At 45.9% G+C, this 24,177-nt stretch carries 22 protein-coding genes and 1 other RNA gene; 15 read left to right on the top strand and 8 right to left on the bottom strand.

Going from position 1 to position 24,177, the window contains the following annotated elements; genetic code table 11:
* Positions 1 to 3: 3 nt before the first annotated feature.
* The 6 genes from QUA50_RS02000 to nuoK all read left to right on the top strand — a co-directional run bounded on the left by QUA50_RS02000 (position 4) and on the right by nuoK (position 5,951).
* Positions 4 to 1,767: a serine/threonine-protein kinase gene (locus QUA50_RS02000; RefSeq protein WP_333260765.1), complete on the top strand. Its 1,764-nt coding sequence runs from the start codon at positions 4 to 6 to the stop codon at positions 1,765 to 1,767.
* A gap of 233 nt (positions 1,768 to 2,000) precedes the next feature.
* Positions 2,001 to 2,391: a transfer-messenger RNA gene (gene ssrA / locus QUA50_RS02005) on the top strand.
* A 630-nt stretch (positions 2,392 to 3,021) separates the two neighbouring features.
* Positions 3,022 to 4,140, top strand: a complete 1,119-nt coding sequence (nuoH, locus tag QUA50_RS02010) for an NADH-quinone oxidoreductase subunit NuoH (protein WP_333260762.1) — start codon at positions 3,022 to 3,024, stop codon at positions 4,138 to 4,140.
* A gap of 110 nt (positions 4,141 to 4,250) precedes the next feature.
* Complete coding sequence (gene ndhI, locus QUA50_RS02015; RefSeq protein WP_333042046.1) at positions 4,251 to 4,826, top strand: NAD(P)H-quinone oxidoreductase subunit I; 576 nt, start codon at positions 4,251 to 4,253, stop codon at positions 4,824 to 4,826.
* Between the two features lie 116 nt (positions 4,827 to 4,942).
* Entirely contained in the window at positions 4,943 to 5,566 is a 624-nt protein-coding gene (locus tag QUA50_RS02020) for an NADH-quinone oxidoreductase subunit J (protein ID WP_333260759.1), read from the top strand.
* A 79-nt stretch (positions 5,567 to 5,645) separates the two neighbouring features.
* On the top strand, positions 5,646 to 5,951 hold the full coding sequence (gene nuoK / locus QUA50_RS02025; RefSeq protein WP_333107704.1) for an NADH-quinone oxidoreductase subunit NuoK: 306 nt from the start codon (positions 5,646 to 5,648) through the stop codon (positions 5,949 to 5,951).
* Between the two features lie 98 nt (positions 5,952 to 6,049).
* Here nuoK and folB read toward each other — a convergent pair whose 3' ends face one another.
* From folB to QUA50_RS02040, 3 genes are all read right to left on the bottom strand, one after another.
* Positions 6,050 to 6,406 carry a dihydroneopterin aldolase gene (folB, locus tag QUA50_RS02030; RefSeq protein ID WP_333057046.1) on the bottom strand — a complete coding sequence of 119 codons (357 nt, stop codon included), beginning with the start codon at positions 6,404 to 6,406 and terminating at the stop codon, positions 6,050 to 6,052.
* Between the two features lie 154 nt (positions 6,407 to 6,560).
* Entirely contained in the window at positions 6,561 to 7,928 is a 1,368-nt protein-coding gene (locus QUA50_RS02035) for a serine/threonine-protein kinase (protein WP_333260756.1), read from the bottom strand.
* Positions 7,929 to 8,325: 397 nt separating this feature from the next.
* Positions 8,326 to 9,609 (bottom strand): glutamate-5-semialdehyde dehydrogenase, encoded by a 1,284-nt coding sequence (locus QUA50_RS02040; RefSeq protein ID WP_333260754.1) that lies wholly within the window; start codon positions 9,607 to 9,609, stop codon positions 8,326 to 8,328.
* 226 nt (positions 9,610 to 9,835) lie between these two features.
* Between QUA50_RS02040 and QUA50_RS02045 the strand changes: the two genes are divergently transcribed.
* From QUA50_RS02045 to QUA50_RS02075, 7 genes are all read left to right on the top strand, one after another.
* Complete coding sequence (locus QUA50_RS02045) at positions 9,836 to 11,560, top strand: zinc metalloprotease HtpX (protein ID WP_333260751.1); 1,725 nt, start codon at positions 9,836 to 9,838, stop codon at positions 11,558 to 11,560.
* Positions 11,561 to 11,824: 264 nt separating this feature from the next.
* On the top strand, positions 11,825 to 12,805 hold the full coding sequence (locus QUA50_RS02050) for an SMP-30/gluconolactonase/LRE family protein (protein WP_333260748.1): 981 nt from the start codon (positions 11,825 to 11,827) through the stop codon (positions 12,803 to 12,805).
* Positions 12,806 to 13,128: 323 nt separating this feature from the next.
* Positions 13,129 to 14,889, top strand: coding sequence for a hypothetical protein (locus QUA50_RS02055; protein WP_333260746.1), 1,761 nt, complete (start codon positions 13,129 to 13,131; stop codon positions 14,887 to 14,889).
* A 294-nt stretch (positions 14,890 to 15,183) separates the two neighbouring features.
* On the top strand, positions 15,184 to 16,647 hold the full coding sequence (locus QUA50_RS02060) for a DUF1565 domain-containing protein (RefSeq protein WP_333260743.1): 1,464 nt from the start codon (positions 15,184 to 15,186) through the stop codon (positions 16,645 to 16,647).
* Between the two features lie 345 nt (positions 16,648 to 16,992).
* Positions 16,993 to 17,328, top strand: a complete 336-nt coding sequence (gene psb28, locus QUA50_RS02065) for a photosystem II reaction center protein Psb28 (RefSeq protein WP_333260740.1) — start codon at positions 16,993 to 16,995, stop codon at positions 17,326 to 17,328.
* A gap of 179 nt (positions 17,329 to 17,507) precedes the next feature.
* The gene (locus tag QUA50_RS02070; protein ID WP_333201484.1) at positions 17,508 to 18,014 is read left to right on the top strand and encodes a MogA/MoaB family molybdenum cofactor biosynthesis protein; all 507 of its coding nucleotides are present in this window, start codon (positions 17,508 to 17,510) and stop codon (positions 18,012 to 18,014) included.
* A gap of 525 nt (positions 18,015 to 18,539) precedes the next feature.
* Positions 18,540 to 19,409: a bifunctional helix-turn-helix domain-containing protein/methylated-DNA--[protein]-cysteine S-methyltransferase gene (locus tag QUA50_RS02075; protein ID WP_333260737.1), complete on the top strand. Its 870-nt coding sequence runs from the start codon at positions 18,540 to 18,542 to the stop codon at positions 19,407 to 19,409.
* On the opposite strand, the gene QUA50_RS02080 is transcribed toward QUA50_RS02075, so the two are convergent.
* Positions 19,378 to 19,512 carry a hypothetical protein gene (locus tag QUA50_RS02080; protein ID WP_333298455.1) on the bottom strand — a complete coding sequence of 45 codons (135 nt, stop codon included), beginning with the start codon at positions 19,510 to 19,512 and terminating at the stop codon, positions 19,378 to 19,380. The genes QUA50_RS02075 and QUA50_RS02080 overlap by 32 nt on opposite strands.
* Positions 19,513 to 19,532: 20 nt before the next feature.
* Here QUA50_RS02080 and QUA50_RS02085 point away from each other — a divergent pair, with 20 nt between their 5' ends.
* A complete protein-coding gene (locus QUA50_RS02085) occupies positions 19,533 to 20,885 on the top strand; it encodes a cytochrome P450 (RefSeq protein ID WP_333260735.1) in 1,353 nt (450 codons plus the stop codon).
* 37 nt (positions 20,886 to 20,922) lie between these two features.
* Here the strand turns inward: QUA50_RS02085 and QUA50_RS02090 are convergent, their stop codons facing one another.
* From QUA50_RS02090 to QUA50_RS02105, 4 genes are all read right to left on the bottom strand, one after another.
* Positions 20,923 to 21,246: a hypothetical protein gene (locus tag QUA50_RS02090; protein WP_333260732.1), complete on the bottom strand. Its 324-nt coding sequence runs from the start codon at positions 21,244 to 21,246 to the stop codon at positions 20,923 to 20,925.
* Between the two features lie 307 nt (positions 21,247 to 21,553).
* Positions 21,554 to 22,489, bottom strand: coding sequence for a class I SAM-dependent methyltransferase (locus tag QUA50_RS02095; protein ID WP_333260729.1), 936 nt, complete (start codon positions 22,487 to 22,489; stop codon positions 21,554 to 21,556).
* A gap of 56 nt (positions 22,490 to 22,545) precedes the next feature.
* Positions 22,546 to 22,770, bottom strand: a complete 225-nt coding sequence (locus QUA50_RS02100) for an addiction module protein (protein WP_106148069.1) — start codon at positions 22,768 to 22,770, stop codon at positions 22,546 to 22,548.
* Positions 22,771 to 22,812: 42 nt separating this feature from the next.
* Complete coding sequence (locus QUA50_RS02105; RefSeq protein ID WP_333260727.1) at positions 22,813 to 23,103, bottom strand: hypothetical protein; 291 nt, start codon at positions 23,101 to 23,103, stop codon at positions 22,813 to 22,815.
* A gap of 146 nt (positions 23,104 to 23,249) precedes the next feature.
* On the opposite strand from QUA50_RS02105, the gene QUA50_RS02110 reads away from it, so the two are divergent.
* Positions 23,250 to 24,152 (top strand): hypothetical protein, encoded by a 903-nt coding sequence (locus QUA50_RS02110; RefSeq protein ID WP_333260724.1) that lies wholly within the window; start codon positions 23,250 to 23,252, stop codon positions 24,150 to 24,152.
* Positions 24,153 to 24,177: the final 25 nt, after the last annotated feature.

Consider the following 24,177-nt stretch of genomic DNA (forward strand, 5'->3'; position numbering starts at 1 on the left):
CATATGGATGCGCTAATCGGCAAAACTTTACAGGGTGGAAAGTACACCCTCGAACAAGAACTGGGACGCGGCGGCTTTGGGATTACTTTCAGGGCAAATCACCGCTATTTAGGACAGCCTGTAGTCATTAAAACCCTCAACGAATCTCTGCGGCAGCAACCCAATTTTGCTGAGTTCGATCGCAAGTTTCAAGACGAAGCGAGGCGGTTGGCTTCCTGCGTCCATCCGAATATTGTCCGCGTCAGCGATTTCTTTGTCGAAGACGGGCAGCCTTACATGGTGATGGACTACATAGCCGGTCAGAATTTGGGCGATGTAGTCGGTTCAAATAATCCGCTGCCAGAAAATCTCGCAATTCTCTACATCACTCAAATTGGGGCTGCTTTGAAGGCAGTTCATCAAAAGGGTTTGCTGCACCGAGATGTCAAGCCGCAAAACATTCTTTTGCGCCAAGGTACTCAGGAAGTCGTGCTGATTGACTTTGGCATTGCCCGCGAGTTTACTCCTGGTGCAACCCAAAGTCACACTAATATGGTGTCCGACGGCTACGCACCCCCAGAACAGTATTTTGCCCAAGGAAAATATACGCCCGCAACCGATGTTTACGGTATGGCGGCGACGCTTTACACTTTACTGACAGCACAGGTGCCGGTGGCTGCAATTTTGCGTACCAGTCAGCCGATGCCTTCACCCCGCGACTTGCGGCCTCAAGTGAGTCCGGCTGTCAGCTCTGCGGTGATGCGGGGGATGACGGTAGAAGCTCAAAATCGCCCTGCAAGCGTGGATGAGTGGCTGTCGCTGCTGTCGGGTTCGCCAGATTCCGTTACCGGGCCGACGGTGGCGGTGATTCCGGGACACGGGCCTCAGTCGCCTGCGGGTTTCAGAACAGCGCCGGCTGTGGTGTCTTCTGGGGACAACAACCGCAAGGTTTGGTGGATTTTGGGGTTCGTGACGATCGCACTTATTGTTGCAGGTTTGGTCGGTATTGCTAGGGTTTTCCTCAACCGGCCGTCTTCGGAGCCCGCACCGGTGGCCCGGGACGATCGCACTTCGACCCCCGCAGATCCAGACGCGCGCGTGAACCCCGCACCAATTCCCGCGCCGACACCAACGCCGGCCCCGACTCCCAGAGAAACTCCAGCGCCGGCTGCTGAAACTCCGCCGGCTGCTGAGACTCCAGCGCCGGCTGCTGAGACTCCAGCGCCGGCTGCTGAAACTCCAACACCCGCCCCAGCGCCAACACCAGCGCCTTCTCCCGAATCTGTCGAACCCACACCAACAGAAAAACTTGTTGACAAAGAGTTGCCGCCCGATCGATCGCCCGCACCCAGCGAACAACCGGGAACCAATTATCAGAAGACTCCCACAATCCCTGGGTATGCGGTTGGTACGCCGGAAAGTCAGATTTTAGCCGACTTGGGAGAACCGACTGACTCTCAAGCGCGGGGCTATTGGCCGAATACTCGCACCGCACTTTACGAAATACTGCCAAATCGGATTACTCTGGGCTACATATACGATCGCGATTCGGGCGAGCTAGTACAAACAGAGGGTTCTTTTGCCCAGTCTGTGGACGATTTGGTGGTGCGAACCGCCTTAAACGGGATGGTGGGCGGGGCAAACCGGGAGATTTTGCAGGGATTCCGCGACGTGCAGCAGCGCCGGAGTAATCGCTTTACGTTTAGGAAGGGTTCCCTCGAAGGGATAATCGAACGCAACGAGCGCGATCGGATTTACATCGGCGTCTGGGACGACAATTTGCATTAAACTTGGCAGCGCTGACATCCTGCACTCTTGTCAATAAACTTGGGCGGGCTCTCCGGCCCACCCCACAGGAAAACTCAACTATGAGTGGAACAGGCATCTTGCCTGTTCAAAAAAATGGTGCAAGATGTAAATATTCCCGACTCAGCTTTGTGCCAAAATCGAAAATCCAAAATCTAAAATCTAAAATCAATTGACGCAACACAAAATCTTGTCTATAATAGAAGAACGCACAAGGGGCTGTAATGGTTTCGACAGGGTGGCGAAAGCTGCTCCGTGATGCAGGTCGAGAGGGAGTCTACTCTCGTTAATATCGGCTCAAAAAAAATAGTAAATGCGAACAACATCGTTCCTTTCGCTCGCAAAGCCGTAGCTGTAGCCTAAAAACTTCTTGAGCTTGGTTTAGAGTGTATGCCACCTCACTCCGTTAAAGGTAGCATAACAACCCCCAACGGATGCCCTAGCTAAACGTTTCTAGTCGGCTAGCTAGGAAAGCAATCACTAGAAAATCCCCCCATTTGGGATAAAGATGGTTCCCGCCCCGAGGATTAGAGGGGATAAACCTGTGAACGATCGGAAGGTAAATACCCGCTTTGGACGGCAGTTCGATTCTGCCCAGTTCCATAAAAGAAGTGACGTAAAATCAATGGTTTAAGCCATTTGAAAGTTACTTTAAAGCACTAAAAAGGGCAGAGAATTAATTCTGTGCCCTTTTTGTTTGGGCTATTTGGGTAGTCAGTTATTGTAGGGTGCGTCAGGGCGGATTTTTTTCACAACAGACGAAGAATATTCTCCCTGACGCACCCTACTTCCTAAAATCGTATAAGCGGTAGCTGTAGGGTGCGTCGCCAGCCTTCAATCCTCAAAAAAGATCGACAATCTCATAGCGACGCACCTGTTCTTTTGAAGGGCCCGTGGAAGCAACCCTCCGTTTCACTCCGCCCAATATTTTTGTCTTAAGCAAGCTTTTTTATAAATGGTATAAGGTGCGTCATCGGAGAAAACCTTAGTTTTTCGTGCTACATCCACAAATGACGCACCCTACAATCTCAAATCGTATAAGTTACCTACCCATTAGCTACGCTGCAGGCTCATATAATTAGAACTTCACCCTGTCTGTGCGTTCTTGGAGGCTGTCGGGCGATATACTATTAGGCGGTAAAGCATTAAAAATCTTTACAAAGACCCCGATTTCTAAGCCTACTCCTACAAAGGACGGGTGAAAAATTATATGCTGAGCGCTCAAAAGCTGGAAAAATGAACCCAGGAATTGACTTACAAGGAAGTTTTGTAGAAGCCCTGATGAATTTGGGCTTACCGGCGGACATCGCCCAACTGCTTTGGCTACCGCTGCCAATGTTGCTGATGATTGTCGCTGCCGTCTTCGGGGTACTGACTAGCGTCTGGCTGGAACGGAAAATTTCCGCCGCCGCTCAACAGCGGATCGGCCCGGAATTCATCGGCCCTCTGGGAGTGCTAGCACCCGTTGCTGATGGTTTGAAGTTGGTCTTCAAAGAAGACATCGTACCGGCAAAAGCTGACGCGCTGCTATTTACCCTAGGCCCGGTAATTGTGGTGATTCCAGTTTTTCTCTCCTACTTAATCGTGCCCTTCGGAGAGCATATGCTGATCGCCGATATCGGGACAGCAATTTTTCTGTGGATTGCTCTTTCTAGCATTCAGCCGATCGGCTTGCTGATGTCGGGCTATGCTTCAAACAACAAATACGCCCTCCTCGGCGGACTCAGGGCCGCGGCTCAATCCCTCAGCTACGAAATTCCCCTAGCTTTGGCAGTATTGGCAGTTGTAATGATGTCCAATAGCCTCAGTACGATCGACATCGTACACCAGCAAGCCGGCTACGGCATTCTCGGCTGGAATATCTGGCGGCAACCCGCAGGTTTCCTGATTTTCTGGATCGCAGCACTAGCAGAATGCGAACGCTTGCCCTTTGACCTCCCTGAAGCAGAAGAAGAATTGGTAGCAGGATATCAGACTGAGTACACAGGCATGAAATTTGCCTTGTACTATATCGCTTCCTACGTTAACCTCGTCCTTTCTTGCCTGTTAGTAGCAGTTTTGTACCTCGGCGGCTGGGAGTCCCCGATTCCTGTCGAAGTGCTGACAAATGCCCTGGGATTGAGCGAGACGACTCCTTGGTTGGAGGTAATTACCGGCTTGCTGGGCATTACAATGACCATGCTGAAAGCCTACTTTTTCTTGTTTCTGGCAGTTCTGCTCCGCTGGACTCTGCCGCGAGTTCGGATCGACCAATTGCTAAATTTGGGATGGAAGTTTTTACTTCCCGTTGCTTTAGTTAATTTGCTGTTGACCGCAGCTTTGAAGCTTGCCTTTCCCTTTGCTTTTGGCGGTTAATTCGTAATAGGTAACAGAACAGATAATAGCTAACCTAGAGTAGCTGTTAACTCTCGTGACCTATTATCAATTAGCAATTACCAAAAACTCAAGTACAGAGAGAGAACACGATGCTAAAATTCCTCAATCAAGTAGGCGAATACGCCAAAGAGACTCTTCAAGCTGCTAAGTATATCGGTCAAGGGCTATCTGTTACTTTTGACCACATGAGACGCCGCCCGATTACGGTGCAGTATCCTTACGAGAAATTAATTCCTTCCGAACGTTTCCGGGGCAGGATTCACTTTGAATTTGACAAGTGCATCTCCTGCGAAGTTTGCGTTCGAGTGTGTCCGATCAACTTACCGGTGGTGGATTGGGAATTTAACAAAGAAACTAAGAAGAAGCAACTCAAGCACTACAGCATCGATTTCGGAGTGTGTATATTCTGCGGCAACTGCGTAGAATATTGTCCGACGAATTGTTTGTCCATGACAGAAGAGTATGAGTTAGCCACCTACGAACGTCATGAATTGAATTTTGACAACGTGGCCCTCGGACGTTTGCCCTACAAGGTTACAGATGACCCGATGGTGACACCGATGCGGGAATTCGCTTATTTGCCGAAAGGTGCGATCGACCCTCATGAAGTTTCCTACACCGATCGCCGCGCCGGTCTGCGTCCAGAGGAAATTATCGAAAAGTAGGTCATTAGTCATTAGTCAGCAGTCATCAGTCATTAGTGAAATAACCAATTATTAATGACTGCTAACTAATGAGGAAAAACGAAAAATAGAAAACTAATAATTGAGGATAAAAAATTGTGAATCTAGCTGAAGGGGTTCAAATTGTTTCATTTGGCATACTGTCCGTAATGATGATTGCAGGAGCACTAGGAGTAGTGCTGTTCTCAAATATCGTTTACTCAGCCTTTTTGCTGTGCGGCGTATTTACCAGCATTGCCGGCTTGTACCTGTTGCTGAATGCCGACTTTGTAGCAGCAGCGCAGGTATTGATTTATGTGGGCGCTGTTAACGTCTTGATTTTGTTTGCGATTATGTTGGTGAACAAGCGCGAAGATTTCCGCACAATTCCCAACGCTTGGGTGCGTCAAGTAGCCACAGCAGTGGTTTGTGCTGGTTTATTTGCGCTTTTGGGTACGATGGTGGTGTCTACTCCTTGGGCTATTGTGGCGACGACAGGAGCACCTGCACAAAGTTCGATCGTCACAATCGCCAAACATTTCTTCACCGACTTTTTGCTGCCTTTCGAGTTAGCATCAGTATTTTTGTTGATGGCAATGGTAGGAGCAATTGTGCTAGCACGCCGCGATTTCTTGCCCGATGAATTGTCCAACAAGCTATCTGAAACACCAGCTTTTAGTTTGCCGGAAAGACCTCGCGAATTAGTTTCTGCGGGAGATGTGTCTTCGCCAGAATCTAAGTAATATTATGGTGCGCTAAGCGCACCATAGTGTTAGTTTTGTAGTAACTTTAGATTGAGACAAAATCGCAAAATTTATGCAACTGCAACTCCAGTATTTCCTGTTATTAGGCGCCGCACTTTTCTGTATTGGTATTTACGGTTTGATTACCAGCAGAAATGCAGTGCGCGTGTTGATGTCCATCGAGTTGATGCTGAATGCTGTCAATCTCAATTTGATGGGTTTCTCAAATTATCTCGATCCGGTACAAATTAAGGGTCAAGTATTTACCGTGTTTGTAGTTACGGTAGCGGCGGCTGAAGCTGCGGTGGGTTTGGCAATTGTTTTGGCGATTTATCGCAACCGCAATACCGTAGACATGGAAGAATTTAATTTGCTGAAGTGGTAATTAATCAATAGTCATCAGTCATCAGTCATCAGTCATCAGTCATTAGCGACCAAATAATGCAGATTAAAGACTGATGACTAAGGACTAAGGACTAAGAACTAATGACTTCTAGTAATTTCTAGAGTAATTCTGCCACCGAAATCAGGGATAGGGGCAGCAGGTTTCGAGAGTTGTAGTTTAACTTTTTCGACTAACGGTAGTTGTAAAAGCGCTTGAACAATAGTATCTGCTAGGCGTTCGATTAATAAAAACTTCGACTCTTTGACTAGCTTTTGAATCAGAGTAATTGCGCTGCGGTAATCAAGAGTATGTTGAATATCATCACTTTTTCCAGCTTGCGATAAATCCAGCCAGAGAGTAACATCCACTTCAAACCACTGGCCCAAAACTTGCTCTTCCGGCAGATAGCCCGTATATCCGTAACAGCGAATTCCTGTAAGTTGAATAGAATCCATTTTGCAATAAACTAAAAGTGCGTTGCCTAACCAATTTGTATTAAACCAGATAAAGTTATCTGTCTCTTCCCTCTCTTTCCTTGCCCCCTTTTCCTCTTCCCTCTGCGCCCTCTGCGCCCTCTGCGGTTCAATCACTCTTATTCTATCTTAAATTTCACAACCGTCCTCCTTTCTCCAACTTGTCCAATAAATCCTCAGCAACTTCATACCATTTCCGCCTAATTTCAGCATCTTCTGGCTTTTCTGTCAAGGTACGACCTTGGAGTTCTGGATATTTATTGTAATATAATTCATCAACTTTTTGATAGAATACATCTTGATTAATGTTGAGATTTTTGCGCCGTTTACCAATCTTTTCTTGACGAATTATTTCCGATTCCTCTAAGGATGTATCGGGAGGTTGCTGACGGGAAGAAAATTTAGGTAACTCCGGCAACTTGGGCAACGTGAAACCCGATTTGACTACACTAAAAGCTAAAATTCCCGGTACCAAAATCACACTTAAACTCCCTAGGGTTTTCCAAGGAATTAACTTGAATGTGCTGTTGTGGTTAACAATTTGAGGATTTTGGCGAACAGGAGTATGATTGCTGGTAGCAGTTTGAGTGGCGTTTTTGAAAGGGCGGCCGACAAAGTTCATTGTCACCATTTGGGAAATTATACTGCCAAGTTGAGAGAGTTTTGGATCTTTGAGTGCTTCGCGGACTGCTTTTGCAGATTGGTAGCGATCGCCCGGTTGTTCTGCTAACATCTTATCCAATACCGTGGCTAAATTAGGGCTGACACTGACGTGCGATCGCCAATCCCAAGTTTTGTTATTGATATCGTACAATTTTTGAGGCTTTTTGCCGCTTAGCAGTACCAAAGCCGTCACGGCTAAAGCGTACAAATCGCTAGCTGCAGAAACTTTCCCCAGCCGCATTTGTTCGGCTGGCGAATAACCCTGTTTGCCGATCGCCGTATCCGATTGTCCGTTAAACTGAAGTACGGCATTGGCTGCGATTTGTTTAACAGAACCGAAATCAATTAAAAAGGGTAATTTGTCAGCATGATGCTGAATAATATTATCCGGGGAAATATCGCGGTGAATTAAATTTTTCGAGTGGATGTATTCTAAAACTGGTAAAAGCTGAAATAGCAGTTGAGTAACTTCAGCTTCGGTAAAATTTTTACCTTGTTGCTGACGCGATATCAATATTTCTTCGTAGGTTTGACCTTTGATATAATCTTGGACTAAAAATAAAGATGGATTCCCGGCCAAATCGGTTCGCAGGAGTTCTCGAAACCGGGGAATTTGCGGGTGTTGGAGGTTGTAAAGCATACTCGCTTCGCGATCGAACAATTCGGCGGCTTTCGGGCTGTGAACCACCGGAGAAAACTCTTTGAGCACGCAGTGTTCGTTGTAGCGGTTGATATCTTCGGCGAGATAAGTGCGCCCGAAGCCACCGCGGCCCAATTCGCGGAGGATGCGGTAGCGTTTTTCGAGAGTCGAACCTGGGGTGAGGAGAGAGGAGTTAGACATAAACCACGGCAAATTGTTCGATTTGGGGAGTCGTCGAGCACAGTATAACTTATTGTAGCTAAGTTTGTTTGAATGCGAGAGAAGGAAGGGCGATCGCTTTTTTTGGGATGGATGAAGAAGAAGCGACACTTTGGTTAAGATTCAGTATCTACAGGATATCGTAGGGGCGGGTTTTACCAACCATCTATGTTAGCAACCAACAATATAATAAACCCGCCCCCACTTGGGCGGCAAATCCAAATCTACATTTTTGGCATTCGATCGAACATCAGGTTTATCTGGATTATCCGCTGTCTAGGGGCGGGTTTATATAAATTGTTCGCGAACATCAAATATTGTTGGTAAAACCCGCCCTTACAGGCTTTTTTATTGTCGGGTTCGATCGGCTGTCGAGGATTTACAAATCCCGATGAGTAAACCCCTTCGCATCCTTCCCAACATAACTAGCGGCAACATGGCCATCTCCAACAACTCGATACTTATAGGTAATCAACCCCTCTAAACCAACAGGCCCGCGAGGTGGCATTTGCTGCGTGCTAATCCCCACTTCTGCACCAAAACCGTAGCGAAAACCGTCGGCAAATCGAGTCGAACAATTGTGATAAACTCCGGCCGCATCGACTCCATTTAAAAATGTTTCGGCGGCTTCGCTGTCTTCGGTGACAATGACATCTGTGTGTCTGGAACCGTATGTATTGATATGGTTAATTGCCTCTTCCACAGAATCTACTATTTTGATTGACAAAATTAAATCGCTGTATTCTGTAGACCAATCCGCTTCATTTGCTTCGGCAATATTTTCGAGGATGCCGCGAGTTTTTTCGTCTCCCCGCAGTTCGACTTGTTTCTGCTGCAAAGCTGCGGCAACTGCGGGCAGAAATTTGGGGGCGATCGCACTGTGAACTAACAAAGTTTCAATGGCATTGCAGGCGGCTGGATACTGAGTTTTTGCATCTACAGAAATCTCTACGGCTTTCTGAATATCCGCTGCTTTGTCTGCGTACAAATGACAAATTCCGTCGGCGTGTCCCAACACTGGAATTCGGGTGTTTTCCTGCACGAACCGCACGAAAGAGTTAGAACCTCTGGGAATAATCAAATCTACATATTCATCCATTTTGAGCAGTTCGATTGTTTCTTCCCGCGTGGTTAGCAACTGCACGACTTCTGGATTAACCGCAGTTTCTGCTAATGCTTGATGTATCACTTTTGTCAAGATTTCGCAGGAACGGACTGCTTCTTTGCCACCTTTGAGAATGACGCCATTTCCAGATTTGATTGCCAAGGATACTATCTGAATTAACGCCTCTGGGCGCGCTTCAAAAATAATGCCTAAAACGCCCAAAGGACAGGTGATGCGCTTCAGAATTAATCCTGTATCCAATTCGCGGTGGATTTGCACGACACCGATCGGATCTGGGAGTTTCGCAACGTCGCGCACGCCCGCGATCGCACTTTTCAACTTGCTCTCATCCAACTTGAGGCGATCGTACAGCGGTTTCGCAATTCCATCAGCCTCAGCCGCCTTGCAGTCAGCAGCATTCGCCGCCACAATATCCGGCGCAGCAGCTTCTAAAGCTTTCGCAATAGCTTCAATAGCTTGATTTTTGATCTCAGCGGACAAAACTGCCAATTTTCTAGCAGATACGCGCGTTTTTTGGGCAATTTCAATAATAGACATGGCAGTCACTTTTAAATAGTTTTGATTGTTGGGTTTTGAGTTTTGAGTTTGGAATTGAATCCGCAAAAATAAATTTCGGGGCGGTTTTCAGTCTTAACAATTCTAGAGGAAATTCTATATTTTTGTTGAGACCCCTGACCGCAATCCGCATTAACAGGTTACAACAGTGAAGTATAGATAAAATCCCACGGTCATTTCCATTTGTCAATAACCTTTGGAGATTATTATGTCATCTCATGCCCCTTTACGCAAGGCAGGGCGAGCCGCCAAAGCCGGCGTTAAACTGATACAGAAAGCTGGCCCAAATCTCGTTTTAGCTTCCGGCGTCACCATCAGCCTGCTGTTTGGTATGGTGTTAGCGCTATCCTTAGCCTCAGTTTTGATTCTCAACAGTCCCGATCCAGTCGCCGGATTGGCGATCGCACTTCCCATAACTCTGATTTTTAACATCGCTGCTTTTTTCTTATCACCTTACTTGATGGACTTAAGCCAAAATTGGTTATACCATACTCGCTGGGTTTCCCTAGCAGAAATTGAAAGCCTAAGTCCAGAAACAGCTAAAGTTATTAAGAAGGTTTGCAAGCAGAAAAAACTCTCTTGTCCGCGTTTAGGAATTATCGACGACCAAAACCCTACTGCTTTTACTTACGGTTCATTTCCCAACAGCGCTCGGTTAGTCGTCAGTCAAGGTCTTTTTACCTATTTAGACGACGAGGAAATTGCCACTGTTTACGCCCACGAACTAGGTCACATCGTCCACTGGGACTTTGCGGTAATGACTTTAGCTTCGACTTTGGTGCAGATTACTTATTTAATTTACACTACTGCTCAAAGGATGGGTCGAAGTGGTGGCGAAAAAGCTAAAGATGCGGCCGGTACGGTAGCTGCTGTTGCTTATTTGTTTTACATCGCAGGCACTTATTTATTGCTGTATTTGTCGCGGACGCGAGAATATTTTGCCGACCATTTTGCTGCCGAAACAACCGGAAATCCCAATGCTTTATCCCGCGCTTTGGTAAAAATTGCTTACGGTATTTTGGAAGAAGGACAAAGAGCAACAGAACCCAGCAGCTTATTAGAAGGAACTCGCGCTTTAGGCATTTACGATGCCAAAGCTGCCACATCTACTGGCACTGCTTACCGGATTTCTTCGGAACCAGAAAAGATTGGGCGAGTGTTTTTGTGGGATATGTTTAATCCGTGGGGTTGGTGGATGGAATTGAACTCGACTCACCCGCTGACTGGTAAACGAGTTCGCGCTTTGAGCACTTATGCCGAACAATTAGGCTTAGATATTGAGTTTGACATGGGGCGAATTGTCGGCGAAGGCAACGATTTGAGCAAGCGGAGATTGTACGGCAATTTTGTGTTCGATTTGCTGCTGTACAGTGCAGAAACTCTGGGCTTAGCGGTGGGTTTTGCGATCGGCATTTCCCTGTATGCTGTAAACCCGATGATGATGGTTGCTTGTCCTTTGATCGGTTTGGGTGCAGGAATTTTGCTCAAAACTCTGGTGATGTTCCCGAATTACCAACAAGCAGAACATTTGGATGTTTTAACCTTAATGTCTGACCCTTACGCAAGTCCTTTGCGGGGTCAACCGGCGCAACTACAAGGCGAATTAATTGGTCGCGGCGATGCGGGTTATACCTTCGGTTCCGATCTGAAATTGCAAGATAGAACGGGAATGATTTATCTGCGCTATGCTTCTCGTTTTGGGCCAATTGGTAATTTTATGTTTGGCATGAAACGGGTTGAAAGTTTGATTGGGATGGATGTTAGGACTTTGGGTTGGTTCCGCCGGGGTGTTGCACCTTGGATGGATTTGATTCAGCTTGAAAGCGATAGCGGTACGGTGGTTAACAGTTATCACCGCTTCTGGTCTTTTGTGATGGGTATCGGTGCGATCGTTCTTGGTATTGCGGCGCTATTTGTTTCATTTCCAGCTTAACAGTTGACAGGTAAAACCTTTTAAGTTAAATATAATTAAGCTCGCATTTTAGAGCTTATTTTTTTTGCTCCATACGGTACTATTAAATTGAATACCGCTCTCAATCATCTTTTTTGCTGGACAAAAGAGTGAGTTTACGAACCGCTTTAGATTTGTTAGCGAAGGAGCGCGATAGCGCTGTTGGAGAAAAAAAAGAAAGCAAGAAGTAAAGAAGGAGATAGGTAATCTTATAGCTGGAAGGAAATAATTCATTTATGAGCAAACATGACAATAAAAATTGCTACAATTAGCTTGTTGTTGATGGTATTAAGTTTAGCAATCAGCAGTCCTAGGGAAAAACTTAGCGGAAACTTAACAAAAATGACCGCTAAAACGGAAAACCAGAACCCAAAAAATACCATGCAAATTATTCTCGATGACAGCGCCAAACTAGAAAAACTAGCTAGCAATTTCCAATTTATAGAAGGCCCGATTTGGCATCCAGACGGCTTTTTGCTGTTCAGCGATATTCCCGCCAATATTATCTATAAATTTGGCTCAAATCAGCAAGTTGAGGTATTTCGCAGCCCTTCGGGAAAAGCCAACGGGAATACTTTAGATAAAGAAAACCGCTTACTTACTGGCGAACACGAAAATCGCCGCGTCTCCCGTACAGAAAAGGACGGAAAAGTTATCACCTTGGCGGATAGATACGAGGGTAAGCGCCTCAACAGTCCGAACGATTTGGTTGTTAAATCCGATGGCAGCATTTATTTTACCGATCCGTCCTACGGTGTCAGTAAAGAGCAGGAAGAATTGGGCTTTTACGGTGTTTATAGGCTGGCACCCGACGGAAAATTAACTCTGCTGGTTAAGGATTTGGTGCTGCCGAATGGCATCGCTTTTTCACCAGACGAGCGAAAACTTTATGTCAACAATTCGGAAGCGGGATACATTGCCGTTTTCGATGTAAAACCGGACGGAACTGTTACTAACCAGCAGCTTTTTGCGGAGTTAAAAGATGCCAGTCAAAGGGGAGTACCCGACGGTTTAAAAGTTGATGTAGAGGGGAATGTTTACAGCACCGGGCCGGGGGGAGTGTGGATTTTTTCGCCGGATGGCAAGCTTTTGGGGAAGATTTCTGTGCCTGAGACGGCGACTAATTTGGCTTGGGGAGAAAGCGATCGCAAAACGCTTTATATTACCGGAAGTACAAGTCTTTATCGGATTCGGCTTAAAATTGCGGGCGTGCGGGCTGGAAAATAATCTAAAATCGGGCGATGTTGAAAGTAAAGCGGTTTGTCGTGAGGACTTTATTCCTTACGGCAAACACTTTTTATTAGGGGTAATTTACCGGGGATGATACAGCATATTCCATGTATATGTGGTACACACAAGAAGAGAGACGCGAGTAAGGTGCGTCGCAAACCGTCAATCTGCAATCTTTATCAAATATGAAGGAGCGACGCACCCTACCGATTAACACCACATAATATAGCTGCTACTGTACTTCATGAACCCACCGAATATGCTGTATAATCGTACTTTGGAAAATCAGTCATTCCCTATTCTAAAATCTAAAATATAAAATGGTATTAATAGCTCGGTTGCACAAATTTCTAACTGCTACAGTCGATCGCACATCGCGATCGCACACAATATTTTGGTTGACTCTGAGCCTGACATTTGCCGCCATCTATGCTATTTTAGGACTCAAGCAAGCCTTTAGCGGTGAGTATATCGTACAAGACGATGCGAGGCAGCACGTTTTCTGGATGATGCGATTTGTCGATCCTGAATTATTCCCCAACGATTTCATTGCTAATTACTTTCAATCTGTCGCCCCCGCAGGATACAGCACCCTCTACAAATTAGCAGCAACAGTTGGCATTCAGCCGCTATTTTTTCACAAAATATTGCCGCTATTTCTAGGCTTAATCTCCACTTATTACTGTTTTGGCCTTTGCCTAGAAATGTTGCCAGTGCCGATGACTGGATTTATTGCATCTTTGCTGTTAAATCAGCATATGTGGATGACTGATGATTTGGCTTCCACAACGGCAAGAGCTTTTATATATCCGATATTTCTGGCTTTTTTATATTATTTGTCGCGCAGTTCCTTGCTGCCTTGTTTGGGAGCGATCGCCCTGATCGGACTATTCTATCCTCCTTACGCCTTGGTTGCTGCCGGAATTTTAGTTTTGCGGCTGCTATGCTGGGAAAAGGGCAGTTTGCGCTTGTCGGGCGATCGCACAAATTACCTATTTTGCACTACAGGTTTGGGATTAATATTTTTAGTAATGCTGCCCTATGCCTTAGATCATTCTGAATTTGGCCCAACTTATACCGCAGCAGAAGCGAAGCAAATGGCCGAATTTGTCCCCCGCGGTAGAAATGCTTTTTTTCATCCAAATCCTAAAGATTATTGGCTGACAGGGCGGGGTAGCGGGATGTTTCCCAAGTCGCTGTTTACGCCTGTAACTCACTGTGTCGGATTGTTATTTCCGCTGCTGCTGTTTTTGCGATCGGCTTTTCCCTTAGCAAATCAGATTCAAAGCAAAATCTGGCTTTTGCTTCAGCTATTTCTAGCATCATCGGCGATGTTTTTTGCGGCTCACGCTACCATTTTTAAGCTGTATCAACCCGGTAGATATACAGCGTATAGCTTGCGATTTATTGTTATTTTAATAACTGCGATCGCCCTCACTTTAATTATCGATGGAGTCGGTCATTGGGCATCAAAAACAGCAACAATATTTCATTTAAAAAATCTAGTTGCACTAATTACGACAGCGCTCATCGCTGTCGCAGTAATGCTTTACCCCTGCTTTGCCAAAAAATTTCCCACCGTCGGGTATGTAGAAGGTAAAATGCCAGCTTTGTACAAATTTTTTGAGCAACAACCTAAAGATATCTTGATTGCTTCGATCGCCACCGATACGGATCATTTGCCAACCTTTAGCCAGCGTTCGGTTCTGGTGGCAAAGGAATATGCAGTGCCTTATCAGAAAGGCTACTACAGCAAATATCAGCAGCGACTTAACGATTTAATTCGCGCTCAATACACTCCCGATAGAGCTGTATTGCAAAATTTTATCAATCAATATGGAGTTGATTTTTGGATGCTCGATCGCAATGCTTTGAGTCTTCAGTATATAAAGGATGATGGCTGGCTAAATCAATTTGATTCTATACCGGAGGCGAGCCTTTCTCTAGAACAAGGGAAAATTCCCGCCTTAGCTTCAGCAATGACAAGTTGTGCGGTTTTTCAGAATGAAATTGTAGTGGTTTTGGATGCGTCTTGTATTGGTAAAATGACCGGAATTAGGACGGATAAGAGCCAAAAATAAATTCGTTACCATCCTCTGACTGGAAATCAGAAAAAAATCGGGTATATTGACTAAAAATATTGGTTTTCCGGTTGAACCGGAGGCAAAAAAAACGGTTTGCGGTCATAAAATTAGTAGTTTAGTGATTTGTAGGCACAATCCCCCTATGGTTGCAACTCCTAATTGGTAATGTTGCAGATATCGTGCAATTAAATAATCTCCGCAATCAAAGGTGAATTATATATCCGGGGCCAAGTTCGCAGACAATGAAAATTGCACAAAAGCTCGATCGCCAATTATCTCTTGGGCAAAAACATGACAACACTTTACGTCAACCCGCAAACAGGCAGCGATTCCGCAGCCGGAAGCCAATGGGCCCCATTCAAAACTATAGCCCGCGCGATCGTCAGTCGCGCTGCATCGGGAACTACGATTCAGTTATCACCGGGAACTTACAGCGCAGCTAGTGGTGAAAAATTCCCCTTGGAAATTCCATCGGGAGTAAAAGTTATTGGCAATGAAACTAACAAAGGTAGAGGCATTCTAATTCAAGGCAGCGGCAAATTTGTCAGTCCCACCGCTGCGGGACAAAATATCACCATACTGCTAGCAAGTAATTCCCAATTGCGGGGAGTAACTGTTACGAATCTCGATAGTCGCGGCACGGGAGTCTGGATTGAGTCAACTTCTCCGACTGTGGCTAACTGCACTTTCACACTTTGTAAGCGCGGAGGCGTTTTTGCCACGGGTAGCGCTAATCCTGTGATTCTCGACAACCTATTTGTGGCAAACTCTGCGGCTGGGGTGATTATGGCGGGAACTGCTAAGGGAGTAATACGGCGCAATATTTTTCAAAAGACGGATTTGGGCATTTCTCTGGAAGCTCAGTCGGCTCCTTTGATTGCTGATAACCAAATTTTGGAAAATCGCTCCGGTATAGTTTTAGCAGGAGAATCTCAGCCGATTTTACGCAATAATCGCATTGAAAAAAATACGGAATACGGTTTGACTGCGGAGGAAAAGTCGCTGCCAGATATGGGGAATGCTAAAGATTTGGGCGGCAATATTTTTATGAATAACGGTGAATTAGACTTGCAAAATGCGACTGGGGTTAAGATTTCTGCGGTGGGAAATCAGCTCAATTCTTCGCGGGTGAAAGGTTTATTTGATTTGGGCAATGTGACGCCAACTCCGACTCCTGGCGGGCAAAAGTTTAGCGACATCAGCACGCACTGGGCTAAGGATTTTATCGATCGCTTGGCAAAGATGAATATTGTTAGCGGGTTTCCCAACGGCACTTTTCAACCTTACGAGATTGTAACTAGAGCTCAGTATGCGGCGATGTTGGCGAAGGCGTTTGAATTGATGCCGCGCCGTGAGGCGACGGTTTTTAAGGATGTGGCGGCGGATTTTTGGGCCAAAGGAGCGATCGACCAAGCTAATCGAGCTGGGTTTTTGGCTGGATATCCAGACAGCACGTTTCGCCCGCAGCAGAATTTGACTAGAGTTCAGGCGATCCTATCTTTGGTAAACGGCTTGCAGTTGGTGGGCGGCAACCCCAATTCTTTGAGCGTTTATGTCGATCGAGCTCAGATTCCCAGTTTTGCCACCGACTCCATAGCAACCGCCACAGAGCGCAAAATCGTGGTCAACTATCCCGCGCGCGAAAAGCTTTCGCCCGCCCACGACATCACCCGTGGCGAGATATCCGCCCTCATCTACCAAACTCTGGTAGCCACAAAGCGGGCCGAGCCCATTAACTCTCCTTACATCGTCTAAGGCAATTGAGAGACAAGGGAGAGGATAACTTGGGGTACAAAGAACTCACATCTTGCACCATTCTTAAGAACAGGCAGGATGCCTGTTCCACAAAGAGTAGATTTTCTTGTGGGGCGTAGGGGTTGGGCAGGAGAGCCCACCCTGAAAGGATTATGGAGAATGGTGCAATATCTCAGAAGAACCAACCCATCTCTCCTCCCCCTTGTCTCCGATTGCCTCACTCTCACCCACTCTCACCCCTCTCACCCGCTTCCACTCTCCCAAGTCTTGATTTGCTAGTACCCGAATCGTTTTATGATTAAACATTAAGAAATTAAGCAATCCTTAAGGTTCGACTGTCAGATTATGGCTAAAATTCAATTCTCTCGGGGTATAGACGAAGATGCTGTGCCCGAAGTGCGCCTAACCCGTTCTAAAAGCGGAGAGCAAGGCACTGCCACGTTTATCTTTGAAAATCCCAAAGCTCTCAGCAGCACCAGTACCGAAGACATTACTGGAATGTACCTGATCGACGACGAAGGCGAACTCCTCACTCGTGAGGTTAAGGCTAAGTTCATCAACGGTCAGCCTGCGGGTTTGGAAGCTCTTTATCTAATGAAAAGTTCCGCAGAATGGGATCGATTTATGCGTTTCATGGAACGCTACTCGGAAGCCAACGGTTTAGGATTTAGCAAGGCATAATTGATGGGGAATAGGGCATGGGGCATGGGGCATGGGGCATGGATTATTGGTTATTAGTTATTTGATAATGAATAACTAACAACGAACAAATCACAACTAACTGATGACTTCTTTCCTCTTCCCTTTTCCTGATTTCCTCTTCGTTCTTGCTTCTTTCTTTTTCCTTAAATATCTGTTATATGACGCAAATTCCTCATCCCGATTTATCTAAAATAACCGTAAATTGTGCTATCATTACTGTTAGCGACACGCGCTCGGCAGAAACAGACAAGAGTGGCTTGTTAACCAAGAAGCTGCTAAAAGATGCGGGTCACTCTGTGGTAGCTTACACTGTTGTTAAAGATGATGCGGCAAAAATTGTATTGCAAATGCAGGCTTTTTCCCAGCGTGAAGATGTGGATGCAATCATTTTTAACGGCGGCACGGGCATCGCTCCCCGAGATACCACCTATGATGTGATGGAGAGTTTGCTCGACAGGATTTTACCCGGATTTGGGGAGATATTTCGGTTTTTGAGCTATCAAGAAATTGGTTCGAGGGCGATCGCCTCTCGCGCAGTTGCAGGCGTGTATCAAGGCAAGTTAGTCTTTTCTCTTCCGGGCTCTAGCAATGGCGTGAAACTAGCTGTCGAAAAGCTAATTTTACCGGAATTAGTTCACTTGGTGACGCAGTTGCGCGGAGGGTGAGAGCGAAAGTTCGGTTAATCGACTGACAATCAAGAAATTTGGTTACAAGCCCCCCGATGCTTCCGTGGAGTGAGAAAAAAGCTTTGAATCCTCATCGCCAGCCCCCGGTTTAATCGGTGAGGTCGCTTTCTTCAATCTCTTAAATCTAAAATCTAAAATCTAAAATCTAAAATCTAAAATCGATCGACTCGTCCGAGGCATCCGTGGAGTGAGAAAAAAGCTTTGAATCCTCATCGCCAGCCCCGGTTTGATCGGTGAGGTCGCTTTCTTCAATCTCTTCAATCTCTTCAATCTAAAATCTAAAATCTAAAATCTAAAATCTAAAATCGATCGGCTCGTCCGAGGAATCCTCGGTGAGGTCGCTTTCTTCAATCTCTTCAATCTCTTCAATCTAAAATCTAAAATCTAAAATCTAAAATCGATCGGCTGGCTGCATTCACCGCAAGAAACGGGTGGCTTTGCGCCTACTCTATGGCTAAAGTGAGGAAACATCAAAATTCCCTTGACTTAGACTAAATGATTTCGATGAAAAATGCGAGTGTCAGTGCTAGCGAAGATTATCACCGGATTGCTGGGGCGATCGCCTTTATGCGACAACACCACCTAAACCAGCCCAATCTGGCAACTGTGGCCCAACACATAGGACTGAGTGAATATTATTTTCAACGGCTATTTACTCAATGGGCCGGCATTAGCCCCAAGCGGTTTTTGCAATATCTGACAGTTGAATATGCCAAGTCAAAAATCACTCAGACTAAAAGCCTTCTAGACCTAACATTAGATGTGAGACTATCGAGTCCTGGACGATTGCACGATTTATTTGTGAACTTAGAAGCAATGTCGCCAGGGGAGTTCAAAGCAGGCGGAGCAGGTTTACAAATTCGCTATGGCATTCATAATACCCCCTTTGGCACATCACTAATCGCGACAACGGCCCGCGGTATTTGTAATCTTTATTTCTTGGATACAACCGATGAACAAACCGCCGCACAAAGACTGCGATTGGGATGGAAAAATGCTGAAATTATCCGCGATGAGCAAACCACTCAATCATTGTGTGACCTGATTTTCAATTCAGAAACTCTCAGCGAACAAAAGCCACTAACGCTGTTGGTAAAAGGCACTAACTTTCAGATTCAAGTTTGGCGAGCACTTTTGCAATTGCCATTTGGTGCGATCGCAACTTATCAGAGTATAGCTCAAATGGTAGCTCGCCCAACTGCTGCTAGAGCTGTAGGAAATGCGATCGGTAAAAATCCGATCGGCTATCTAATTCCGTGTCACCGAGTCATTCGAGAATCTGGGGAACTGGGTGGCTATGGCTGGGGAGTAGAGCGTAAAACAGTCATGTTAGGTTGGGAAGCTAGCCGTACAATCTGCGATCGATCTCGATAGCATTACTATTTTTGCTACTTGCCTTCGCGATCGATCGCAGATAAATTTCAGGGTGCAAGGTCGATCGAGGAATTCGCAATATGTCAAAATACACTAGAAACATTGTGTACCGCCAGTTTTTCAATGACGCTGCCTACCGGATCTCGTTCTCCTGCTTTGTTCCAAACGCTTTCGCTGGTAGCTGACCCGATCGCATTTTTCGATCGCAACTCTGCCAAATACGGCGATACATTTACCGCCCGCGTGTTGGGGCCCGCTTCGCCCCCCGTGGTGTTTCTGGGCCGTCCAGAAGCGATTCAGGCGGTGTTTACGACCTTAGCCGATGCCTTTGAGTTTGGCAAAGTGACCAACGTATTTCGCCCGCTGGTGGGAAATGAATCCCTAATTATGAATGAAGGGCCGCGACATCTGCGACAGCGACAGCTATTAATGCCCGCGCTGCATCGGGAACAGTTGCAGAGTCAAGGGCATTTGATTGTTGATTTGACGAAAAAGCAGACGATCGACTGGAAAGCCCCAGATGCGATCGCAGTCCGCGAAGAAATGTCAGAAATTTCGCTGCAAGTCATCTTGCAAGTCGTGTTTGGATTAGTGCCGGGAGAGCGCTACGAACGGCTGAAACAATTGCTCAGCAAGCTTTTAGAAGCGATTACCTCTGAACTGTACTCCCTACAATTTTTCTTTGAACCGTTGCAGCAAAATTTGGGCTCTTGGAGTCCGTGGGGGCAGTTTTTGCAGCAGATGGCGGAGATTGACTCGCTGATTTATGCGGAAATTGCCGAGAGGCGATCGCATTCCCTGGATTCGTCTCGCACGGATATTCTGTCGGTGTTGATGATGGCCCGCGACGACACCGGCGAATCCATCGGCGATCGAGAATTGCGCGATCAGTTGATGACGCTGTTGTTGTTAGGACATGAAACGACTGGATCGGCGTTGACTTGGGCGTTTTACTGGCTGCATCTGTTTCCCGAATGTCTCGCTAGATTGCGGCAGGAATTGGATGAATTGGGCGAGAATCCCGATCCCGTGGCGCTTTCGCAGTCGCCCTACTTAACAGCAGTCTGCAAGGAAGCGCTGCGGGTTTATCCAATTGCCTTAATTTCGCAGCCGCGCAAGGTGAAACGGACGATCGAACTCGAAGGCTATACCTATCAACCGGGAACGATTTTAATCCCCTGTGTCTATTTGGCCCACCGTCGCCCTGAAACCTACGAAAATCCGGATCGGTTCAATCCCGATCGCTTTTTAGATCGCAAGTTTTCCGCCTCTGAATTTTTACCGTTTGGAGGCGGGAGTCGAAGCTGCATCGGGATGGCGTTATCGATGTTTGAAATGAAGCTGGTGTTAGCAACAGTGCTGTCTTCGCGCGAGTTTGTATCGAATCTCGATCGACCAATTCGTCCCGCCCGCCGGGGAATCACCTTTGTGCCGCCCGATCGGTTTCGATTAACGGTTGTGGGCGATCGGCGTTAGATTCATTGCAGTAAAACGCCGTGTCAAGCAAGATATATTATTCGATGAAAATCCCCGCAACTTTGTCTTCATTCATAGTCATGTGTGCCACAAATTCATCACCACCATCTTCAAAACTCAGCTTCCACAAATAAATCGGACAATTACCTTGTTTTATCTCACCAAAATAATTAAATGAGTATCCCTTTTTCATGCGGGAAGCGAGCTGCTCGCTAACATCGTCAAACATTTTTTGTGTAATGCTCGCTTTGTAGCCTGCATCACCGACTGTAGTAAAAAGATCGTAATTCTTCGATGCCGTGGCATCCAAGATAACCTGCAAACAATCGATGACGTTTTGAGAGGGGGCTGTCGGGTTCATGAAGATGTCCTTCTTTTAGGGTGCTATCAAAATGTCTAACAAATGGCGCTGTGAATAGCTTCTACGGGTGTCTCATATCAAATTCGGTAGCATCGGAATTATTTATCGGTAGGGGGCGCGATCGCCGAAATGTTTATTTAAATCCACAGATTAGACTATTTACACTCACGCACCGCCCCAAGGATTGAATAATATCGATGCAGCTTTACTATTTATAGCAGTTTTCAACCAGATGAAATAAATACAGCTTTAGACACGGCACCGCCGTGTCCTACCCGATCTCTGTACTTCACTCTACTGAAAACCGCTATATTGCCTTAGCAACAACAGTGCGGTGTCGGACTGTATTGCAAGTGATTTTCGGCTGTGCAAAACCGGAATCTACCAAAGCTTGCTCGATATCCAACCCAAAATACTGATCCAAATAAGGCTCCGTACTCTTGAGCAAAGTCAAAATATAAGGAGGCATTTTGGCATAAACTTCCGACTGAGGATTCATATCCATAATTGTCAAATGTCCACCAACACGCAGCAAACGCCTCGCTTCCCGGAATATTTCTCTAGTAGCTTTTTGAGGCAATTCGTGACAAACTAAACAAATAGAAACTAAATCAAAAGCCGCCGCCGGTAAACCAGTAGATTCAGCAGCAGCGTGCACCCAAGTCGGAGATTTTTGATTTAAAGATTGGGATTCTCGCTGTTGGGAACGGTATTTAGCAACGGCTAAGAAATAAGGAGACAACTCTACTCCAGTCATCTTCGCTTCCGGGTAAACCTCCCCAAGAGCAAAGGTACTCATTCCCACGCTGCATCCCAAATCCACAATATCTTGCGGTGAAGAAGCAATCTGAGATTTGATGACTTCGTGATAGCTGGCGCGGAGTTTTGCATCGCCTTCTGCACCCGCTTCCGGCCAAATTCCAGCGTGCACTGTACGGGCTGCCACTTCAACTTCTGTAGCAGCTTCCCAACTCATATTACCTTTTTCGTAAGCGTGGAATGAAGTTAGATAATATTTCGGGTAAACCAGATCGGGATTTTGCACGCTGAGCAATTCTGCATCCCAATTTCGAGCTAAAAGTGCTTGGGCTTCTTGTCGCCAATGCACTCCAATTCTTTCGGCTCTTGTTATCATCATTTCCCGTGCTTGGTGCTTGGCTAGATTAGCTAAAGGCTTGATGGAAAGGACGCCATTTACTAAGCGCGAGGCTAATCCCGGAGTTTTGTTAACAGCAGCAGTCATATTTTATTTGTTTCTATTTGGCGATAGTTATTTTACCACGGCACTGGATTCATAGTTCATTTTCGTGCTTTGACTGAAGCTTTAACTTCTTCCCAAGTCAGCACATTTTCAGGATTTGCTTCAGAATCATTAATTCGGCGATCGAGTTCCTGCTTTTGAAACTCTGTAAGGTCGGGGTGAACCTGTTCTGCCGCTATACTTTCCAAGATTGCTTGTACAAGACGAATCCGATCTTGAATGCTGAGGGCGACGATCTGATTTAAAGTGGCTGTGAAATCCATAAAATTTAGTTAAGCGTCATGGAGGTAATGAATTAGTACATCTCAAATATAGCGGACAGGGTTTTGTCCAACAAACTGAACATTGCAATTGACAATACGCCCGTCTAAAAACTTTACAACAAGCCTATTATCCTCTTTTCTATAGCTGGCGCTTCGGTCAAATATACCTTCAATCATCTGTGATCCGACAAAGTTTATAACTTGAACATGAGTAATTCTCTGAACCCTGTCTTCTGCAATAACCCAATCCCCAGACTCTGACTTGGCAAGCAGATCTAGCAAATTATCATTTGTTCGCACTTGAAGTGTAAGTTTTGCCATGATGACTGTCATATGTAAGTTCGCTGCTTGGGAATTATTATAACTCAAAACTATTAACTGCTGGCATCGGTCAGAATTTAGACTTTTCTGGAATCCCTTTGCCCGAAGTTGGAGTATTTGATAGAACATTTTTAAATCAGGCTATTCAGGAGTTTGCTGTGAGTAAATCTATTGCGGAACTGGTTGACAATTTGCCGTCTGGTGGCGTGACTGTGATGATGTTAAAATCTCTCGATTTTGTGGTTCCGGGGGAGTGGAATAATCTAACGGGTTTTGATAATACTATTCAAGCGGTGACTGGGGAAACCAAGCGCAAATTAGTAGGGAAAATTCGCGATCGCGCGATCGAGCTGTACGCTAACCCCAATGAGCCATATCAAGGCGTAGTCAGGCTTTACCAGTTAGCAGACAGCGCCGACAGTGCGTTAGGCGCAACGGCTATGGCGAATAAAATCGGCGAAAACATCGGCTTTCTTTCCTTTCTCAACCGCCTCACTCCCAAAGCTGACACAACTCAAACGATCGACTTGTGCGTCAAAGTGGCGATCGAGCTAATAGCCTACTGCAAACTTAACAATATTTCCCTTGACAATGTGGGAAGCTTTGGTAATTATTTATCCCATTACCAAGGCGAATCTCTGATGCGGATGGCTGCTTTAGTTTGTGCTGACGGTTTAATTCCCCTCGGCCCGGACTTCCTTAGAGTAGCACAAAATACCCTAGGCGGATTGAATCCTTCAACTTTGCAGCAAAACTCAACATTCCAAAATATCAGCAACCTAATTCCCGGCGCAAATAATTCTCAAAAGTTCGGATTTGTGACAACTACTTTCGCTTCAGCCCAAGGTTGGATGAACAATTTAGTACAGTCTCGCGGCTTAACTCCGGCCATAGTTTTAGGCCATCTCAAGCAATACGTTGATGTTACCGATGACAAATTGGATTATGTGGCGGCGTTTTTAGACATGACTACCAATTATTACGAACATACGGGAATTCAGACGGTTGCTCGCCGATTGATCGATCGAGCTTATGCTGAAATAGCCTCTGGCAGATACTAGAAAACTCGTTCTCAGGTGAGGGAAA

Origin of the sequence: Microcoleus sp. M2_D5 (assembly GCF_036701935.1) — a bacterium.
GTDB lineage: Bacteria > Cyanobacteriota > Cyanobacteriia > Cyanobacteriales > Microcoleaceae > Microcoleus.

Excerpts from the sequence above, each read along its gene's own strand:
- QUA50_RS02095 (WP_333260729.1), bottom strand. The coding sequence starts at position 22,489 with ATGACTGCTGCTGTTAACAAAACTCCGGGATTAGCCTCGCGCTTAGTA.
- QUA50_RS02080 (WP_333298455.1), bottom strand. The coding sequence starts at position 19,512 with ATGTTTCTAGTGTATTTTGACATATTGCGAATTCCTCGATCGACCTTG.
- psb28 (WP_333260740.1), top strand. The coding sequence starts at position 16,993 with ATGGCTAAAATTCAATTCTCTCGGGGTATAGACGAAGATGCTGTGCCC.
- nuoH (WP_333260762.1), top strand. The coding sequence starts at position 3,022 with ATGAACCCAGGAATTGACTTACAAGGAAGTTTTGTAGAAGCCCTGATG.
- QUA50_RS02060 (WP_333260743.1), top strand. The coding sequence starts at position 15,184 with ATGACAACACTTTACGTCAACCCGCAAACAGGCAGCGATTCCGCAGCC.
- QUA50_RS02045 (WP_333260751.1), top strand. The coding sequence starts at position 9,836 with ATGTCATCTCATGCCCCTTTACGCAAGGCAGGGCGAGCCGCCAAAGCC.
- ndhI (WP_333042046.1), top strand. The coding sequence starts at position 4,251 with ATGCTAAAATTCCTCAATCAAGTAGGCGAATACGCCAAAGAGACTCTT.
- QUA50_RS02000 (WP_333260765.1), top strand. The coding sequence starts at position 4 with ATGGATGCGCTAATCGGCAAAACTTTACAGGGTGGAAAGTACACCCTC.
- QUA50_RS02090 (WP_333260732.1), bottom strand. The coding sequence starts at position 21,246 with ATGAACCCGACAGCCCCCTCTCAAAACGTCATCGATTGTTTGCAGGTT.
- folB (WP_333057046.1), bottom strand. The coding sequence starts at position 6,406 with ATGGATTCTATTCAACTTACAGGAATTCGCTGTTACGGATATACGGGC.
- QUA50_RS02055 (WP_333260746.1), top strand. The coding sequence starts at position 13,129 with ATGGTATTAATAGCTCGGTTGCACAAATTTCTAACTGCTACAGTCGAT.
- QUA50_RS02035 (WP_333260756.1), bottom strand. The coding sequence starts at position 7,928 with ATGTCTAACTCCTCTCTCCTCACCCCAGGTTCGACTCTCGAAAAACGC.
- QUA50_RS02100 (WP_106148069.1), bottom strand. The coding sequence starts at position 22,770 with ATGGATTTCACAGCCACTTTAAATCAGATCGTCGCCCTCAGCATTCAA.
- QUA50_RS02070 (WP_333201484.1), top strand. The coding sequence starts at position 17,508 with ATGACGCAAATTCCTCATCCCGATTTATCTAAAATAACCGTAAATTGT.
- QUA50_RS02075 (WP_333260737.1), top strand. The coding sequence starts at position 18,540 with ATGAAAAATGCGAGTGTCAGTGCTAGCGAAGATTATCACCGGATTGCT.
- QUA50_RS02050 (WP_333260748.1), top strand. The coding sequence starts at position 11,825 with ATGACAATAAAAATTGCTACAATTAGCTTGTTGTTGATGGTATTAAGT.
- QUA50_RS02105 (WP_333260727.1), bottom strand. The coding sequence starts at position 23,103 with ATGACAGTCATCATGGCAAAACTTACACTTCAAGTGCGAACAAATGAT.
- QUA50_RS02085 (WP_333260735.1), top strand. The coding sequence starts at position 19,533 with ATGACGCTGCCTACCGGATCTCGTTCTCCTGCTTTGTTCCAAACGCTT.
- QUA50_RS02040 (WP_333260754.1), bottom strand. The coding sequence starts at position 9,609 with ATGTCTATTATTGAAATTGCCCAAAAAACGCGCGTATCTGCTAGAAAA.